This window comes from Candidatus Palibaumannia cicadellinicola, from assembly GCF_001269425.1.
GTDB lineage: Bacteria > Pseudomonadota > Gammaproteobacteria > Enterobacterales > Enterobacteriaceae > Baumannia > Baumannia cicadellinicola_A.
This window is the reverse complement of record NZ_CP011787.1, coordinates 594,961-614,243: the sequence shown is the minus strand read 5'-3', so window position 1 is coordinate 614,243 and position 19,283 is coordinate 594,961. Positions and strand designations below refer to the sequence as shown.

The window sequence follows — 19,283 nt, the reverse complement described above, 5'->3', positions numbered from 1 at the left end:
CATTATCATTGATATTTATAAATAATGAAACTGATGACTAATAAAGTAACGTTAGATTTATCTTTTACTCAAGTTATGGGTATTTTGAATGTAACTAATGATTCATTTTATGATGGTGGTAAATATAATACTATTGCTAATGCAATAGATCATTCAGCATGTATGATACAAGCAGGAGCAAAAATAATAGATGTTGGTGGAGAATCTACTCGTCCTGGAGCTGATGTTATTGATGATAATGAGGAAGCAGAACGGGTCATTCCAGTAGTTACTGCGTTAGTACAACGTTTCGATATTTTAATTTCTGTAAATACTTCTAGTGCTCTAGTGATACGAGAAAGCGCTGCTGCTGGAGTAAATTTAATTAACGATATCCGCTCACTTAGTAAACCTGGCGCACTAGAAGCAGCAGTAAAAAGTAAATTACCAGTGTGCCTAATGCATAGACAGGGTGAACCATTAACTATGCAGAAAAAACCATATTACAATAATATCATCAAAGAAATAAAAGAATATTTTTTACAGAAAATTACCAGTTGTGAAATATCTGGTATTAAAAAAAATAAATTAATTATAGATCCAGGGTTTGGTTTTGGTAAAAATTTAGCGCACAATTATTGCTTATTAGCAAGACTAGCTGATTTTCATTGTTTTGGTCTCCCTATCCTAGTAGGAATGTCACGTAAATCTATGATAGGAAACTTACAGCCAGAGGATAGATTATCAGGTAGTATTGCCTGCGCTGTTATTGCAGCAATGCAAGGTGCACAGATTATTCGTGTTCATGATGTTAAGCAAACTATAGAAGCACTGCTTGTAGTAAAAAATACACTATTAGCCAAGGAAAAAATTTTTTTATGAAAAATCAATATTTCGGTACGGATGGAATCCGTGGCAAAGTAGGTTATACTCCAATTACTCCTGAATTTATATTAAAATTAGGTTGGGCAGCTGGAAAAGTATTAGCTAGTTACGGTTCTAATAATATTATTATTGGTCATGATACCAGAATATCTGGTTATATGCTAGAGTCAGTTTTGGAAGCTGGTTTAGCTGCAGCTGGTATATCTGCTTCATTGACTGGTCCAATGCCTACGCCTGCTATTGCATATCTTACTAGAAAATTTAGTACAGCAGGTATTGTTATTTCTGCTTCACATAATCAGTTTTACGATAATGGTATTAAATTGTTTTCTAGCGAAGGTACTAAGCTTCCAAATACAGTTGAAAAATCAATAGAAGCTCAATTAAAAAGCAATTTAATTTGCGTAGCATCAGAAAACCTTGGACAAGCTAGCAGAATAATTGATGCAAAAGGACAATATATAGAATTTTGCAAAAGTACTTTTCCAGTAAATCTTAACCTAAATGGTCTTAAAGTAGTAGTTGATTGTGCTAATGGAGCTACTTACCATATTGCACCAAGCGTATTACGTGAATTAGGTGCTAAAGTAGTAACTATAGGTTGTAACCCAAACGGAATTAATATAAATAAAGAATGTGGTACCACTGATATACGCAAACTACAAAGCATAGTGCTAGCTGAGCATGCTAATATTGGCATTGCTTATGATGGCGATGGTGATAGGATTATTATGGTAGATCATTTAGGGTATCAGGTAGATGGTGATAAAATTATATATATTGTTGCACGTGATAAAATGCGACAAGGGAAATTAACTGGTGGTGTTGTTGGAACACAAATGAGTAATATAGGTCTTGAATACTCTCTGAAACAGTTAGGTATTCCTTTTGTACGTACTAATGTAGGAGAGCGTTATGTTTTAGAAACCATGCAAGCTAACAATTGGTGTATTGGGGCAGAAAATTCTGGGCACGTTATTCTACTTGATCATACAACTACCAGCGATGGAATTATTGCTGGTTTACAAGTGTTGTCAGCTATTGTAAGTCAAAATATTCCACTGCATGATTTATGTAATGATATAAAACTATTTCCCCAAAAATTAGTAAATGTACGTTTTATTGGTAATACTAATCAACTAGATTCAGTACAAGTGATCCAGGCGTATAAAAAAGTTGAACGCACTTTAGCTAATCGTGGTAGGGTATTATTACGTAAATCAGGAACAGAAAATATTATTAGAGTTCTGGTAGAAGGTTATGATGAAGCTCAAGTGAAATATTTAGCATATTATTTAGCTGATACTATAGAGAAATGCTATTGATAATAAAAATTAATTAAGTAATTTAACTAAATTTTAGTTTCTGTTACCATAACAATGGTAACATTGAAGATTGTATAAATTAAAATGCAATAAAAATAAATCAGGATATTACCATATTATGTTGTACCAAACTTTATTAATTTTGTTTTTAATAGTAGCTGTAAGCTTAGTAGCTCTTATTATACTACAGCAAGGTAGTAATATTGATAATTCCTTCGGTAGCAACGCTTCTGGAACTTTATTTGGTTCTAGTGGTTACGGGAATTTTATGACAAGAATGACTGCACTGGTAGCAATGATTTTTTTTTGCTTAGTATAATGTTAGGTCACATAGGTAGTGATACTATTAAAAATAAAAATATAAAAAATAATTCAAATAATTTATCTAAAATTACTATTAATAAAAATACAGATAGTAATGTTTCTGAAAATAAAGAAAAAATTATGAATAATATTCCAAATTAAAGTCTTACATTATTATAAGAATATAAATATATATAATGTTTCGTGCCGAGGTGGTGAAATTGGTAGACACGCTACTTTGAGGTGGTAGTGCTAAATTAAGCAGCTTACGGGTTCAAATCCCGTCCTCGGTACCACAAAGAAAGCTAATTTAATCTAAAATTTGATTTTTACTAGTAAATAAAGTATATTAAATTAATTTATGACGCGGGGTGGAGCAGTCTGGTAGCTCGTCGGGCTCATAACCCGAAGGTCGTTGGTTCAAATCCGACCCCCGCAACCCCTTACGTTTTAAATTTATGTTAAACAATTAACGTTAGGTGTCATATGAAAGGTTTTAAAAATTTTTTATAGAAAAATTTTTTCCTTGAAATGTAAATCCTTGAAATGTAAAAGGTACAGTCACTTAACGCCCCGATTATTCGGGGCTTTTTCTTGATAAATAATCAGATAAAATGATATCAGTACCGGGATAATTGAATTATTCATTTTTCACCAAAGTTTTTGTACCCCACTTTTTACATTTTACTGAGGCAACTAGAATGAATAAAGAAATTCTTGCCGTTGTTGAAGCAGTTTCAAACGAAAAATCTGTTTCAAGAGAAAAGCTTTTCGAAACTCTTGAAACTGCTTTAGCTACAGCAACAAAAAAAAAATACGAACAAGAAATTGAAGTGCGTATTAATATTGATCGTAAATCTGGTAATTTTGAGACATTTCGTCGGTGGCTTATTGTAGCAGAAGTAACTCAACCAACTCGTGAAATAACACTAGAAGCAGCAAAAGTGTATGACCCTAAAGCACTAATAGGTAGCTATATTGAAGATAAAATTGAATCTATAATATTTGACAGAATCACAACACAAACAGCTAAACAAGTTATTGTGCAAAAAGTACGTGAAGCAGAGCGCGCAATGGTAGTAGAACAGTTCTGTAGTAAAAAAGGAGAGATCATAACAGGCTTAGTAAAAAAATTAAATAGAGATAGTCTTATTATTGATTTAGGTAATACTGCTGAAGCAGTAATTAGTCGTGAAGATATGTTACCACGTGAAAATTTTCGCATAGGTGACCGTATCCGCGGAGTACTTTATGCCGTACGTCCAGAAGCACGGGGAGTTCAACTTTTTATCAGTCGTACTCGTCCCGAAATGTTAATAGAATTATTTCGTATTGAAGTACCAGAAATAGGCGAAGAATTAATTGAAATTAAGTCTGTAGCTAGAGATCCTGGCTTACGTGCGAAAATTGCAGTAAAAACTAATGATAAAAGGATAGATCCAGTTGGCGCATGTGTCGGTATGCGTGGTGCTCGCGTACAAGCAGTGTCAAGCGAATTAGGCGGAGAACGTATAGATATTGTTTTATGGGATGATAATCAGGTTCAGTTTGTTATTAATGCTATGGCTCCTGCTGACGTTACTTCTATAGTAGTAGATGAAGACAAAAAAACTATGGATATTGCTGTAGAAACTAGTAATCTAGCTCAAGCTATAGGTCGTAATGGACAGAATGTCAGGTTAGCTTCACAACTTAGTGGATGGGAGCTAAATGTCATGACTGCCTCTGATCTAACAGAAAAATATCGAGCTGAAGATTATGCTGCTATCAATGTTTTCATGAATAATCTTAAGATAAATGAAAATTTAGCAAAAATTCTTGTTAAAGAAGGTTTTTCTTCTATTGAAGAACTTGCTTATGTTCCTATTAAAGAATTACTTACTATTGATAGTATAGATAAAAAAACAGTAGAAGAGTTAAGGAAAAAAGCACAGTGTGCACTGACTAGTAAGTTGACTATGCAAAATAATAAAAAAATAGGACATCCCTCTGAAGACTTATTAGGTTTATCAAAACTTAAGCGAAACATGGCTTTTAAATTAGCTGAGCTTGGAATATGCACTTTAGAAAATCTTGCAGAACAAAGTATCGAAGATTTATTAAATATTGAAGGATTAAGCAGTCAGGAAGCAGGAGAACTAATTATGGCAGCACGTAATATTTGCTGGTTTAGTCAAAAAAAGTAGTATGGAAGAAATAGTATGACAAATGTCACGATAAAATCACTTGCCGTAGAAATGCAAATTACTGTGGATAAACTAGTGCAGCAGTTTGCTGAAATTGGTATTAATAAAACAGTAGTAGATGATGTTACTCAACAGGAACAAGAAACATTACTTGCGTACCGCAGCAAATATGATATTTGCAATGTGCCAAATCAATTAACTGTACAACGTAAAACCCGTAGCACATTAAATATTCCTAGTACTAGTGGTAAAAGTAAGTACGTACAAATAGAAGTACGTAAGAAACGTATATATATACAACCAGAATATAATTTTTTGAAACCAACTAAAAATAATACTAACGAAAGAGTAACAAGTGAAGGTAAATATCAAATACCCAATGTTATTAAAGAAAATAATAAACAGAAAAGCAAAACAATTACTCAATTAGTTAATAATAATACTATTAATAATATTATTATTAATAAGGTAAAAAAGAAAAATTATATAAAAAATACTAGCCTAGAAGCAGAAGTAGCTACTATTAAGCGTAAAGCTGAAGAAGAAACATATCGTCAGTTAGAAGAAAAAGCTCGCCAAATTGCAGAAGCAGCTCGTAAACTTGCTGAGAGTAATAATAGTACTAATACTTGGATTACTACGCAAGAATTTGAAGATATGACTAATGATAATATTAATTATCAAAAAGATATTTTAGCAGAAGAAGATAATGATATAAAGAATGAACGTCGTTTCAGAGTCAGTAAAAATTATAAGCAAAAAAGAACTAATATTTTATCTGAGTTTAAAGCAAATCGTGAAGAAGCTCGTGCTATTGGACGTAATATTAAATGTCAAAATAAACGTAAATCTAGCAGCACTATAATGCAAGTATTTAACAAACCTTCGCAAGTTATTAACAGAGATGTAGTTATTGGCGAAATGATAACTATTGCTGAACTTGCTAATAAAATGGCAGTAAAAGGTTCAGAAATTATTAAAAAAATGATTAATTTAGGTGCCATGGTTACTATTAATCAAGTTGTAGATCAAGAAACAGCACAACTTGTCGCAGAAGAGATGGGGCATAAGGTTATTCTACTTAATGACAATAAAATAGAAGAATCATTGATGAATGACCGTGATATTATTTGTAGTTCTGCGACTTCAGAACTACGTGCACCAGTAGTTACTATAATGGGTCACGTAGACCATGGAAAAACTTCGCTATTAGATTATATTCGTTCAACTAAAGTAGCAGCTTGTGAAGCTGGTGGTATTACTCAACATATAGGTGCTTATCATGTAAAAACAGATAGAGGAATGATTACTTTTATTGATACCCCTGGACATAACGCTTTTACAGCTATGCGTGCTCGTGGTGCTAAAACAACTGATATTATAGTACTAGTAGTAGCTGCAGATCATGGAATTATGCCACAGACAATAGAAGCTATACAGCACGCTAATGCAGCAAAAGTACCTATTGTTATTGCTATCAACAAAATTGATAAGCTAGAAGCTGATCCAGATAGTATTAAAAATGCACTTACTAAGTATGGGATAATACCAGAAGAATGGGGTGGTGACAATCAGTTCGTAAATGTTTCTGCTAAATATGGTACTGGTATTGATAATTTACTAGATGCAATTATACTTCAGGCTGAAATTTTAGATTTAAAAGCAATTAGTAATTGTATGGCCAGTGGTGTAGTTATAGAATCTTTCTTAGATAAAGGTCGTGGACCAGTAGCAACAGTTCTTGTACGTGAAGGAACACTTAATTGTGGTGATATATTGCTATGTGGACTAGAGTATGGTCGTGTGCGTGCTATGCGTGATGAAAAAGGTAGTAATATATCTTCAGCTGGTCCAGCTATACCAGTAGAAATTCTTGGTTTATCCGGTGTTCCGATCGCTGGTGATGAAGTTACTGTAGTACGTGATGAGAAGAAAGCACGTGAAGTTGCACTATATCGTCAGGGCAAGTTTAGAGAAATTAAATTAGCACGTAAGCAAAATGCTAAGTTAGACACTGTTTTTGATAATCTTACTCAAGATAAAATATCCGAGTTAAATATTGTACTTAAAACAGACGTACAAGGTTCAGCAGAAGCCATCAATGATGCACTAGCAAAACTTGCAACAGAACAAGTAAAGGTTAATATCATAGGTTATGGTGTTGGTGGAATTACTGAAACAGATGCTAACCTTGCAGCTGCTTCGAATGCTATATTACTAGGTTTTAACGTTCGTGCTAATGCATCTGCTCGTCGTGTAATTGACACAGAAAATATTAATATTCGTTATTACTCAGTAATTTATGACTTACTTAATGAAGTAAAACAGGCTATGAATGGTATATTGGTACCTAAGTACAAACAGAAAATCATTGGTTTAGCCGAAGTGCGTAACGTTTTCCGGTCACCTAAATTTGGGGATATTGCTGGTTGTATGGTAACAGAAGGCATAGTAAAGCGAAATAAAAAAATTAGAGTACTACGTGATAATATCGTTATCTATGAAGGGGAGCTAGATTCACTACGTCGTTTTAAAGATGATGTTAATGAAGTACGTAATGGTATGGAATGTGGTATTTGCGTAAAAAACTATACTGATGTTCGTACTGGCGACGTAATTGAAGTATTTGAATTAATTCAAATCACATAAACTAATAACAGAAACTAGTGTTTGATAATTTACTTTTACTATCAGACATACTATTAGTTATTAATGTGATATAGTTTTGATAAACTACTATTATTAATATTTATATGATGAAAGAGTATAGTCGTCGTGCACAGCGTATCGCTCAGGAAATGCAAAAACAAATAGCTATTAGTTTACAACGTCATATAAAAGATCCTCGTATTAGTATGGCTACTATTTCAGGAGTAAATTTATCCAGTGACCTAACATCAGCAATAGTGTTAGTTACTTTTAATTTTATCCATCAGAATAATTCTGATTATATAAATTCTGGTATACGTATACTAAACACAGCTTCTGGCTTTATACGTAGTAAACTAAGTAAATCAATGCATTTACGTATCATACCTACACTTACTTTTACTTATGATGAATATTTAGTTAAAAGTATACACATGCATCAGTTAATTACTAATTTAGTACAAAAAGACCAAAAAAAAATTATATACATAATGTAATAATAAGGTACATTAATATGGGCCGTCGTCCAATTTATCGCGGTCGTAATGTTGACGGCATTATACTACTAGATAAACCCGAAGGTTTATCATCAAATGATGTATTACAAAAAGTTAAATATTTGTTCAGAGCAAATAGAGCTGGGCATACTGGGGTACTAGATACACTAGCTACTGGTATGTTACCTATTTGCCTAGGAGAAGCAACTAAGTTTTCCCAACATATTATAAATTCTAATAAACGTTACCGTGTTACTGCTAAACTAGGGGAACGAACTAATACCTATGATGCTACAGGACATATTATGATGTCCCGTACAGTTGTGATAAATAAAGACATACTTCAGACAACTTTAAATAAAGTTAAAGGATTAACTCATCAGATTCCACCAATGTTTTCTAATATTAAGTACCAAGGTCGTCCGCTGTATGAATATGCACGTAAAGGGATAGAAGTAATACGTAAATGTAGGCCTATTAATATATATGATATAAATTTAATTTTTTGGGATAAGACAAGTATTGTATTAGAAGTACACTGTTCCAAAGGAACCTATATTCGTACTATTATCGATGATATTGGAGAGTTTCTAGGTTGCGGTGCACATGTTACTCAATTACGTCGTTTGGCAGTAGCCAACTATCAAGAAGAAAATATGGTAACACTGACTTCGCTGCAAGACACTTTGCTACAGGAAAAATATCCTGATAATTTATCAAAATTAGATTCTTTACTATTATCAATAGATAAAGCTTTATCTATTTTTCCAGCTATACACTTACCTATTTCAAGTGCTAATATTTTGCAATTAGGTAATACTATAGCAGTTGATAAGTGTTTGCAATTAGGCTTAGTACGAATGTTTATAGCTAATGGGAATATAAAAAGTTTCTTTGGTATTGGTGAAATTACTACACTAGGTTTATTAAAGCCTAGGCGTCTTATTTCTAATGTTTATCATTGCTGAATCATTTATCTGTCAAATATTGCGATCTAAACTTACTACTAGTAAAATAACTAAAATATAATGAATATTAACGATAAATTAGAGATAAATATCAAGCTATTTTAGCTAACATTTGGAGTTTTATCATGTCTCTAAGTATTAATAAAAAAGAAAAAATAATTTCTGATTTTGGCCGTTGTGCGCTAGATAGCGGTTCTACAGAAGTTCAAATCGCTATTTTAACAGATAAAATTAATAATTTACAGGTACATTTTGCGAACAATAAAAAAGATTGCCATAGTAGACGGGGACTACTGCGTATGGTGTCAAAACGTCGTAAGCTGCTAGACTATATTAAGGATAAAAATATAGTTAGTTATAATCAACTCATTGAAAGACTTAGTATACGTCGTTAATTCATATACTATATATTACTTAATATAAATAGCTAAAAATATTTATTAGGGCCAAATTAGGCCCTTTTCTTCTTGTTATAAACAACTAATGTAATGTTGTTAGTAAGTAATTTGTGGTCAGCGGTCAAAAAAAAGTACGCTGTACACCCTGAAATTAAGGATATAATTTTGATTAAGCCTATTGTTCAAAATTTTCAATACGGTAAGCATACCGTAATAATAGAAACTGGTATGGTAGCACGTCAGGCCAATGCAGCAGTTATGGTAAATATTGATGATACAGTAGTACTAGTTACCGTAGTATGCGTTAAGCACGCACAACAAGGACAGCAAAAATTCTTCCCACTTTCAGTAAATTATCAAGAAAGAACTTATGCTGCTGGTCGTTTCCCTGGTGGATTTTTCAGACGTGAAGGTCGTCCTAGCGAAGGAGAAATATTTATTTCTCGTCTTATTGATCGTGCTACACGTCCTTTATTTCCCAAAGAATTTTTTAATGAAGTGCAAATTATAGCTACAGTAGTATCTCTTAACCCACAGGTTAGCCCAGATATTGTTGCAATGATTGGTACATCAGCAGCTTTAAGTTTATCTGGTATACCGTTTAACGGTCCGTACGGTGCAGCACGCATAGGTTACGTTAACAATAAATATATACTAAATCCAACTATAGTTGAACTATTAGAAAGTAGCCTTGATTTAGTAGTTGCAAGCACCGCTAAAGCAGTACTAATGGTCGAATCAGAAGCTAAGTTATTGAGCGAAGAACAAATGCTAGGCGCTATAATTTTCGGCCATCAACAACAGCAAACGCTTATCAGCAACATTAATAATATTGTTGCTAAAGCTGGGAAGCAACCATGGCCTTTGCAAGCACAAGAAATTAAAGATAGCTTATTATTATTTCCATCACAAGTTATGGAACTAGCAGAATTACGCCTAAATGAAATTATTCATGTAACAGACAAGCAAGAACGTTATAACTATGTTGAATCTATTAAAACAGACATAGTCAGTATATTGACTAACAAAAATAAAACGTTATCATCTACTATAGATGAAATCATAATAGATGAAGACAAAATAATAACTATACTAAGTAATATAGAGAAAAAAATAATACGTAGTCGTATACTAAGTGGCGAGTGTCGTATTGACGGTCGTGAAAAAGATATGATTCGTAGTTTATATATGCGTACTAGTATATTACCACGAACTCATGGTTCTGCTTTATTTATGCGTGGCGAAACTCAGGCTATAGTTACTGTTACCCTTGGCACTGAGCGTGATGCACAAAATATTGATGATCTAACTGGAGAACGTTCTGACAGATTCTTACTACACTATAACTTTCCTCCATATTGCGTAGGTGAAATTGGGATTTGTGGTTCACCAAAACGTCGTGAAATAGGGCATGGGCGTTTAGCAAAACGTGGTTTGCTAGCAGTAATGCCGAACATAGATGAATTTCCGTATACTATACGTGTTGTTGCAGAGATTACAGAATCTAATGGATCATCTTCTATGGCTTCAATTTGTGGAGCTTCACTAGCTTTAATGGATGCAGGAGTACCGATAAAAGCTGCAGTTGCTGGTGTTGCTATGGGTTTAGTGAAAGAAGACAATAAATTTGTCGTATTATCCGATATTCTTAGTCAAGAAGATCATATAGGTGATATGGATTTTAAAGTTGCTGGGAGTAAAGATGGTATTACTGCATTACAGATGGATATAAAAATAGAAGGTATAACTAGTAATATTATGCAATTAGCGTTAAACCAGGCAAAGAATGCTAGAATATATATTTTGAGCATGATGGAACAAGTAATTAGCTTGCCACGTAGTAATATTTCTCAATACGCACCACGTATTCATACTATCAAGATTAATCCTGATAAAATAAAAGACGTAATAGGTAAATGCGGATCTGTAATAAGAGCTTTAACGGAAGAAACGAACACTATTATTGATATTGAAGATGATGGAACTGTGAAAGTAGCAGCAACTGATAGTGCTAATGCAAGTAATGCTATCAATCGTATTAAAGAAATTACAGCAGAAATAGAAGTTGGTCGTATATATAATGGTAAAGTCACTCGTATTGTTAACTTCGGGGCATTTATAGCTATTGGGGGCGGTAAAGAGGGTTTAGTACATATTTCTCAAATTGCTGATAAGCATGTAGAGAACATATCTGATTATCTAGTATTAGATCAGACCATACCAGTTAAGGTACTAGAAATAGATCGTCAGGGACGTGTTCGTCTAAGCATAAAAAATGCTAAAATATAATAATCATTACTATTATAATTAGTACAATACTTGTACTTATATATAGTACAAGTATTGTTAGTCTATTATCTCTAGTATATAACTAAATATATATTTAAGAATAAAAATATTAATGCCTATTTATAAAAATTTTATTTTCATCATATAAATGTATAGTATATAATACTATTTTTATGTTAAATGTAATTTTTACTACGTTTTAATTTAAAATTAATAGCGTACAATTAATTGATAATAAATTTTTTATTAGTAATAAAAATAATCATTCCTTACATTACATTAGCTAATGAATATCTATTCGTTATACAGATATTAAAAATGCCTATAATGTTGTCTGCATAAATATTAATTCAATTAATATTATCACTATTTATCCTAAGATAATAGGAAGTAGTATTATTACTTATTTAGTAATAATCTTTAAATTTAAGCCAGTTAACGCTTTTTATGAAAATTTATGATAATTTTCACTACAATGTATGTATACTGGCCACCATAACTCAATGAGGCAAGTGTACATGTCTGTAGTTAATATCTCTTTTGCTAAAATGGGACTTAATACTTTTATCCTTGATGCTCTTACGGAGCTAGGTTATGAAACCCCCTCTCCTATTCAGGCTGAGTGCATACCATATTTATTAGCTGGTCGTGATTTGTTAGGAATTGCTCAAACAGGAAGTGGTAAAACTGCAGCCTTTGCCTTACCATTTATACATAATATTAACCTTCAGTTAAATGCACCACAGATCCTAGTTATAGTACCTACTCGTGAACTTGCAGTTCAAGTTGGAGAAGCATGCTCATATTTTGCGAAATATATAAAAAGTGTCAAAGTAGTTACTTTATATGGTGGCCAGCGCTATGACGTACAGTTACGTTTTTTAAAACAAGGTTCACAGGTAGTAGTAGGTACTCCAGGTCGTTTATTAGATCATCTAAAACGTGGCACATTAGATCTATCTAATCTTAAAAGTCTAGTATTAGATGAGGCAGATGAGATGTTAAGAATGGGCTTTATCGAAGATGTTGAAAATATACTAGCGCAAATTCCGGCTAAACATCAAACTGCACTATTCTCAGCTACTATGCCAGAAGTAATTCGTCGTATTACCAGACGTTTTATGAATAATCCAAAAGAAGTAAATATAAAATCGAGTATTAGTAATCGTCCAGATATTCATCAAAGCTACTGGACAGTACATGGCAGATGTAAAAATGAAGCATTAGTACGTTTTTTAGAAGCAGAAGATTTTGATGCTGCAATAATTTTTGTTAGGACTAAAAACGCCACATTAGAAGTATCGCAATCTCTGGAAAAACATGGTTATAACAGCGCAGCGCTCAATGGTGATATGAATCAGATGCTCAGAGAACAAACGTTAAATCGTCTTAAAAAAGGTAGTATAGATATACTGATAGCTACAGATGTAGCCGCACGTGGTTTAGATGTTGATCGCATTAGTCTAGTGATTAATTATGATATTCCTATGGACTCTGAGTCTTATATACATCGTATAGGCCGTACTGGCCGTGCAGGTAGGGCTGGTAGGGCACTTCTATTTGTGGAAAACAGAGAACGTAGATTACTACGTAATATTGAACGTTTAATGAAACTAACTATTCCAGAAGTTAAATTACCTACCGCTGAATTACTTAGCACTCGTCGTCTAGCCAAATTTGCTGAAAAATTAAAACATCAACTAACAAACATAGATATGATTAATCTTTATCGTAAAATGTTAGTTAGATTGCAGCAGGATGAAAATTTAGATCTAGAAACTATAGCTGCAGTGCTTTTGAAAATGGCTCAAGGTAAACGTCCACTCATTATATCCCAAGATAATAATATTATAGAAAATAAGCAGCGTAGTTATTTACATGGGCGTAGGTACGCTAATAATATAGATTATAGTGAAATGGATTTATACCGTATTGAAGTTGGTCGTAATGATGGTGTAGAAGTACGTCATATTGTTGGGGCGATTGCTAATCAAGTTGATATAAATAGTAATTATATTGGTAATATTAGGTTATTTGCATCACATTCTACTATTGAGTTACCTAAAGGGATAACTTGTGATATGTTATCTACGTTTACTCGTACTCGTATTATGAATAAACCTATTAATATTCAACTGTTCGGTGAAGCACCGGTTCGATGTATTGAACGTAATAATAGTAGTAGTATGCGTCGTAACTTGCACTCTAGGCGTGCAGTAAGTGGAAATGTTGGACGAGAACGTCGTTTAGTGCGTCATAGTTCAAGTATTAAAAGAAATAACGACAATTATGATTCAAATCACTAATATTAGCTAATAAAAAAACTAATTTTGAATGATACTATGTCAATTAAACGTGAATTATTATTAAAACAACTAGGTATCATGCAATGGATGCTACGAAATTATCAATTATTAATACATAGTAATAGTAGTAACTTAGAAGTTAGCTTACGGGGTAATAAAATAAAGTTACTTATAATAGTAGATAAGCAAATACCATATGCGTATCATCCGCTACTAACTGATGTTGCACGTAGTATGGAACTTAGGCCTGAGCACTTATTATTAATTACTATAGAACAAGTAATGATGTTACCTAATAACTCACATTACCATTGTTGGTGGTTAGGTTTTACAGAAATTTGCAAAAAACTCAATGGTATTTCTTTATTAACTCCACCATTATCAATTCTTAATAATGATGCTACAGCTAAACGTAATCTATGGCGTCAGATTATTAATGCTAAAAAATATTTTAAGTATACGCAGTGATAAGTACTTATATATATATACCTATAATACTAACATTAACATCATTAATGACACGAACCTAAACCTATTGTAAAGTTAGTATATGCTATACTTAGCATATTATAATTAATATTACTATATAACTACTAGTTATAAACATCACTATATTATTAATGTTACATTAGCTATATTATGAATGTTACATTAGCTATTACCGAGGTAATATGTGGTTAAAATAGCCAAAAGTATTTTTATCTGTAATAAATGTAGTTTGGAATATTCTAATTGGCAAGGACAATGTACTAATTGCCAGGCTTGGAATACAATTCTAGAGTGCAACAATAGTAAGTCTACTATAATTAATTCAAAATACAGTTTTTTTAGTGGATATAATCCAACAAAAGTTATTAGCAAAACTAAAGTACAAAATTTAACGAATATTAGTATAAAACCATTACCTAGATTTTCTACAGGGTTTAAAGAATTTGATCGTGTGTTAGGTGGTGGCGTGGTTCCAGGTAGCGTCATTTTACTAGGTGGTAGCCCTGGTTCAGGAAAAAGTACTTTATTACTGCAAACATTATGTCAAATTGCTACTAAAATAAAAATGAATACTTTATATGTTAGTGGCGAAGAATCTATACAACAAGTAGCTATACGTGCTAATAGATTACAAATCATACCTAACAAAGAGCTTAATATATTACCAGAAACTAATATTGAGCAAATTTGTATCACGGCTTTAGAAGAACAACCTAAATTAATGGTCATAGATTCTATTCAGGTAATGCATATGACTGATGTATCATCACAACCAGGTAGTATTTCTCAGGTTCGTGAATCAGCAAATTTTATTACTCGTTTTGCAAAAAACGAAGGTATAGCAGTTATCATGATTGGGCATATCACTAAAGATGGTTTATTAGCTGGACCTAAGATGCTTGAACACTGTGTTGACTGTTCTATTATGCTTGATTGCTACTCAGATTCACGTTTAGTAATATTACGTAGTTATAAAAATCGTTTTGGTGCTGTCAATGAACTAGGAATTTTTTATATGACTGCTCATGGTTTACGCGAGGTAAATAACCCATCAGCTATTTTTATTAGTCGTAGCGAAGAAGAAATTACATCTGGAAGTAGTGTGATGGTAGTATGGAAAGGTACGCGCCCAATTTTAGTAGAAATTCAGGCATTAGTAGCTAATTCAATGATAGACCATCCACGCCGTAGGATTACGGTAGGTTTAGAACACAATAGACTAGAAATATTACTAGCCGTATTAGACAGACACTGTGGGCTAAAGATGTCAGATCAGGATATTTTTGTTAACGTAGTCGGTGGAGTAAAAGTAAGAGAAACCAGCGCAGACTTAGCACTAATGTTAGCAATGGTATCTAGCTTACATGATCGTCCGTTACCAAGAGATTTAGTAGTATTTGGTGAGGTAGGACTTGCTGGTGAGATTCGCCCGGTACCAAGTAGTAAAGAAAGAATTAATGAAGCAGCTAAACATGGTTTTCGCTATGCTATTTTACCGAAAGCTAATTTTCCTGAAGAAGTACAAGATAAAATGCAAATTTTTGGAGTAAAAAAAATTACTGATGCATTAGCGATATTAGAAAAGCTATAACCTAAGTAGGTACTGTTAAGTAAGTCAGGTTAAGCTATATTATCTAATAATGAATTAATAGATGATGAGGTTAATATGCTACTAGCTTTAACTCGTACTATTTTAGTAATAATATTATTTGCTAGCATCTGTGTATTAGGTTTAATTTATTGTTTATTTAGTCCACGTGATCCAAAGCATGTGGCTACATTCGGTCGTTTGTTTAGCAGTTTAGCACCTATATTTGGAATTAAAATTAAGGTCATACTTCCTAAAAATATTATATTACCCCACAAGTGTATTTATATCGCTAATCATCAAAATTTTTTTGATATAATTACTCTAGCTTATGTCATACAACCATTTACAGTAACAGTAGGTAAAAAAAGCCTATTGTGGATCCCAATATTTGGCCAGCTTTATTGGCTTACAGGTAACTTACTTATTAATCGTAATAATAGTATTAGTGCCCATAATTTTCTAAATAAGCTTGTACATAAGATAAAAAATACAAACATATCTATTTTATTCTTTCCTGAAGGAACACGTAACCAAGGACTAGGATTACTACCATTTAAAACTGGGGCTTTTTATACTGCTATTGCAGCTAGAGTACCTATTGTACCAATTTGCGTTTCTAATATTACCGATAAAATTAAGCTTAATCGGTGGTATAACGGTATTGTTTTGATTGAAATTTTACCACCAATAGATACTAACAGCTATAGTGATAGCAAAAAACATATAAGTCAATTAACTATATATTGTCGTCAAATGATGAAATCTAAAATAGATGAACTTAACGCAGAAGTGACTAAATACTAGTATAGTATTTAATAAATATATGAAAAATACATATTATATATTGTTATTGAGCTAAACGATAAGCTACTAAATCATCTATTGTTAGTACTGGCATATTATGCTGATTGCTAAAAGCAAAAATTTCAGGAGTACGTGCCATACTACCATCTTCATTAGTAACTTCACATATTACGCCAGCAGGCTTAAGACCAGCAAGTAATGTCAAATCTACTGCAGCTTCTGTATGACCTCCTCTACTCAGTACACCACCTGAATCAGCAAGTAATGGGAAAATATGCCCAGGTCGATTTAAATCTGAAGGACTGACATCATCTTTAATTGCAGTACGAATAGTAGTTAATCTGTCTGCAGCTGATACACCAGTAGTTACTCCTTCAGCAGCTTCTATAGTTACGGTAAAAGCTGTTTTATAGTTACTAGTATTGTGTTCTACCATCATTGGTAAATCTAGTTTTTTACGATATTCTTCAGTAATACAAAGGCATACAATACCACTACCATAACGAATTGTGAGTGCCATTTGCTCAATGGTCATTTTTTCTGCAGCAAAAATCATATCTCCTTCATTTTCACGACCTTCATTATCAAGTACTAGTACTCCTCTACCATGACGTAAAGCACTAATAGCTATTTTGACACGTTCTATAGGTGCAACTAGTTGGGAAAAAAAAATTTTATTCATGGTAATATAAAATACACCTCATAATAATTCTAGCTATATAACTAGAAACATAGGTTATCTGATATTTATAAATATAAAAGTATAAGCATAATAAAGATACTTTTACAAAAAGTATTATACTTTATTACAAAAAAAATTATAACACTAATACTATAATTAGACAAATGTTTACTAAATTATTAAACATATATTATTTTTTAATATTTACTATTATTAATAGTGATGAACTATGTGAAATAATAAAATATTATTAAGAGTGTACTATGATAAATAAAAAAAAAATTGAAGAAATGATTATAAAAGTTAATACAGTTTTACCAAAAAGTATTCGTAAACTAGGAGATAATATCGAACAAAAAATACGTAATCAGTTACAAAATCAGTTTAGTCGCATGAATTTAGTTAGTTATGATAAATTTGACGTACAAACTGAAGTATTACTAAGAACTCGTGAAGAATTAAGCAAATTAGAATTGCGCTTAAAAGAATTAGAATTGTTACTTAAAAAGTAAAAATATATTAATAAAATCACTTATATATATATTATGTTTACTATAATTATAGTAATTAGAAGAATTCTTATGACCATAAGCATAGATTAAAATAGATTAAATTAGATAATCCATAATCTATCTATTAACCCATAAATATTGTCGCTAATGCGATTGATGATACTTAGGGAGAACTAAGTGAAAAAATATCTTGTTGGTGGTGCAGTACGTGATAGTTTACTACATCTTCCTGTGAAAGAGCGTGATTGGGTTGTAGTTGGTGCTACTTCACAAGATATGTTGATAGCAGGATACCAACAAGTTGGAAAATTGTTTCCTGTTTTTTTACATCCCAAAAGTAGTGAAGAATATGCACTGGCACGTACTGAAAAAAAGTCAGGTCTAGGTGGGTATACAGGCTTTACTTATTCTGTATCACCTGAAATAACTTTAGAACAAGATCTTAAGCGCCGTGATTTAACGATAAATGCTATTGCACGCGATAAAAAAGGATTATTAATAGATCCTTATCATGGACAGAAAGATATCAAAGAACGCTTACTGCGCCATGTATCAGAAGCATTCTATGAGGATCCACTAAGGGTACTAAGAGTAGCTAGATTCGCAGCAAAGCTTGCTCATCTTAATTTTAGTATCGTACCTGATACGTTAGTTATGATGCAACATATGACGAATGAGTTATTACTACTTTCGCCTGAAAGAGTATGGAAAGAGACAGAAAAAGCACTATTAACACATGATCCACAAATTTATTTTAAGGTTCTACGTGATTGTGGGGCTCTAGAGAAACTTTTTCCAGAAATAGATCAACTGTTTTCTGATCAAGAAAAATTTAATAGTAATTATATTATGAATTTAGCAATAGTTGCGCGTTTATCAGATAAACTTACAGTACGCTTTGCCTATCTTTGCAATTCTTTTGGTAAACAATTGAATGAATTTACTGGTAATTATAATAATGAGTATCCATTATATGGATGTCAATTAGTAGAATCTTTCTGTAAGCGTCTTAGAGTACCTAATTCACTAAAAAATTTAGCAAAATTAGTTATTAACTATAATCATTTACTCTCTCAAGCAACAACACTAACACCTAAGCAATTAATTAATTTATTTTATGCTATTGATGTTTGGCGTCGTCCAGAACGTTTAGAGCACCTAATAATTATTAGTGAAGCAGACGCACGCTGTAATGCGACTAATAATGATCAACTATATTATCAGATTGAATTTTTACGTGAAGCATATAAAGTAGTAGCTAATATTAAATATAGTAATATAAGCGATTACAGAGACTTAAATGGACATGATATTGGAGACAAACTACGTCAATTACGTTATTTTGCAATAGAAAAATGGAAAAAATTAATTATTCAGTAAAATACTTATATATTAATAAGGGTAATAACAACTCATATAA

The 19,283-nt window shown here is 32.2% G+C and carries 14 protein-coding genes, 2 tRNA genes and 3 pseudogenes; 18 read left to right on the top strand and 1 reads right to left on the bottom strand.

The annotated features are described in order from the left end of the window. Positions 1 to 24: 24 nt before the first annotated feature. The 16 genes and pseudogenes from folP to AB162_RS02735 all read left to right on the top strand — a co-directional run bounded on the left by folP (position 25) and on the right by AB162_RS02735 (position 16,669). Entirely contained in the window at positions 25 to 861 is an 837-nt protein-coding gene (gene folP / locus AB162_RS02805) for a dihydropteroate synthase (protein ID WP_053097326.1), read from the top strand. After that, on the top strand, positions 858 to 2,189 hold the full coding sequence (glmM, locus tag AB162_RS02800; protein ID WP_053097324.1) for a phosphoglucosamine mutase: 1,332 nt from the start codon (positions 858 to 860) through the stop codon (positions 2,187 to 2,189). The genes folP and glmM overlap by 4 nt, the downstream gene beginning before the upstream one ends. Positions 2,190 to 2,310: 121 nt before the next feature. After that, a pseudogene (gene secG / locus AB162_RS03035) lies at positions 2,311 to 2,654 on the top strand (preprotein translocase subunit SecG). A gap of 44 nt (positions 2,655 to 2,698) precedes the next feature. Further along, positions 2,699 to 2,788 (top strand) — tRNA-Leu (locus AB162_RS02790). Between the two features lie 69 nt (positions 2,789 to 2,857). Beyond that, a tRNA-Met gene (locus AB162_RS02785) sits at positions 2,858 to 2,931 on the top strand. A gap of 262 nt (positions 2,932 to 3,193) precedes the next feature. Continuing rightward, a complete protein-coding gene (gene nusA, locus AB162_RS02780; RefSeq protein ID WP_053097322.1) occupies positions 3,194 to 4,678 on the top strand; it encodes a transcription termination factor NusA in 1,485 nt (494 codons plus the stop codon). A gap of 15 nt (positions 4,679 to 4,693) precedes the next feature. Beyond that, positions 4,694 to 4,985: pseudogene (locus tag AB162_RS03030) on the top strand (IF-2-associated domain-containing protein); the annotation flags it as partial. Between the two features lie 389 nt (positions 4,986 to 5,374). Beyond that, positions 5,375 to 7,327: pseudogene (gene infB, locus AB162_RS02775) on the top strand (translation initiation factor IF-2); the annotation flags it as partial. 104 nt (positions 7,328 to 7,431) lie between these two features. Beyond that, a complete protein-coding gene (gene rbfA, locus AB162_RS02770; RefSeq protein WP_053097318.1) occupies positions 7,432 to 7,824 on the top strand; it encodes a 30S ribosome-binding factor RbfA in 393 nt (130 codons plus the stop codon). A 17-nt stretch (positions 7,825 to 7,841) separates the two neighbouring features. After that, a complete protein-coding gene (truB, locus tag AB162_RS02765; protein ID WP_053097316.1) occupies positions 7,842 to 8,792 on the top strand; it encodes a tRNA pseudouridine(55) synthase TruB in 951 nt (316 codons plus the stop codon). A gap of 125 nt (positions 8,793 to 8,917) precedes the next feature. Beyond that, entirely contained in the window at positions 8,918 to 9,187 is a 270-nt protein-coding gene (rpsO, locus tag AB162_RS02760; protein WP_053097314.1) for a 30S ribosomal protein S15, read from the top strand. A 168-nt stretch (positions 9,188 to 9,355) separates the two neighbouring features. After that, a complete protein-coding gene (gene pnp / locus AB162_RS02755) occupies positions 9,356 to 11,479 on the top strand; it encodes a polyribonucleotide nucleotidyltransferase (RefSeq protein WP_053097312.1) in 2,124 nt (707 codons plus the stop codon). 503 nt (positions 11,480 to 11,982) lie between these two features. Further along, on the top strand, positions 11,983 to 13,785 hold the full coding sequence (locus AB162_RS02750) for a DEAD/DEAH box helicase (RefSeq protein ID WP_311195361.1): 1,803 nt from the start codon (positions 11,983 to 11,985) through the stop codon (positions 13,783 to 13,785). Between the two features lie 36 nt (positions 13,786 to 13,821). Then, a complete protein-coding gene (locus AB162_RS02745; RefSeq protein ID WP_053097310.1) occupies positions 13,822 to 14,253 on the top strand; it encodes a DNA polymerase III subunit psi in 432 nt (143 codons plus the stop codon). Between the two features lie 205 nt (positions 14,254 to 14,458). Continuing rightward, complete coding sequence (radA, locus tag AB162_RS02740) at positions 14,459 to 15,865, top strand: DNA repair protein RadA (RefSeq protein ID WP_053097308.1); 1,407 nt, start codon at positions 14,459 to 14,461, stop codon at positions 15,863 to 15,865. Positions 15,866 to 15,940: 75 nt separating this feature from the next. Next, positions 15,941 to 16,669, top strand: coding sequence for a 1-acylglycerol-3-phosphate O-acyltransferase (locus tag AB162_RS02735; protein WP_053097305.1), 729 nt, complete (start codon positions 15,941 to 15,943; stop codon positions 16,667 to 16,669). Positions 16,670 to 16,712: 43 nt separating this feature from the next. Here the strand turns inward: AB162_RS02735 and ribB are convergent, their stop codons facing one another. Further along, positions 16,713 to 17,351 (bottom strand): 3,4-dihydroxy-2-butanone-4-phosphate synthase, encoded by a 639-nt coding sequence (gene ribB / locus AB162_RS02730; protein ID WP_053097303.1) that lies wholly within the window; start codon positions 17,349 to 17,351, stop codon positions 16,713 to 16,715. A gap of 263 nt (positions 17,352 to 17,614) precedes the next feature. Between ribB and AB162_RS02725 the strand changes: the two genes are divergently transcribed. Beyond that, positions 17,615 to 17,863 (top strand): accessory factor UbiK family protein, encoded by a 249-nt coding sequence (locus AB162_RS02725; protein ID WP_053097301.1) that lies wholly within the window; start codon positions 17,615 to 17,617, stop codon positions 17,861 to 17,863. A gap of 177 nt (positions 17,864 to 18,040) precedes the next feature. Further along, on the top strand, positions 18,041 to 19,243 hold the full coding sequence (locus AB162_RS02720; protein ID WP_053097299.1) for a multifunctional CCA addition/repair protein: 1,203 nt from the start codon (positions 18,041 to 18,043) through the stop codon (positions 19,241 to 19,243). The last annotated feature ends 40 nt before the right edge of the window (positions 19,244 to 19,283 follow it).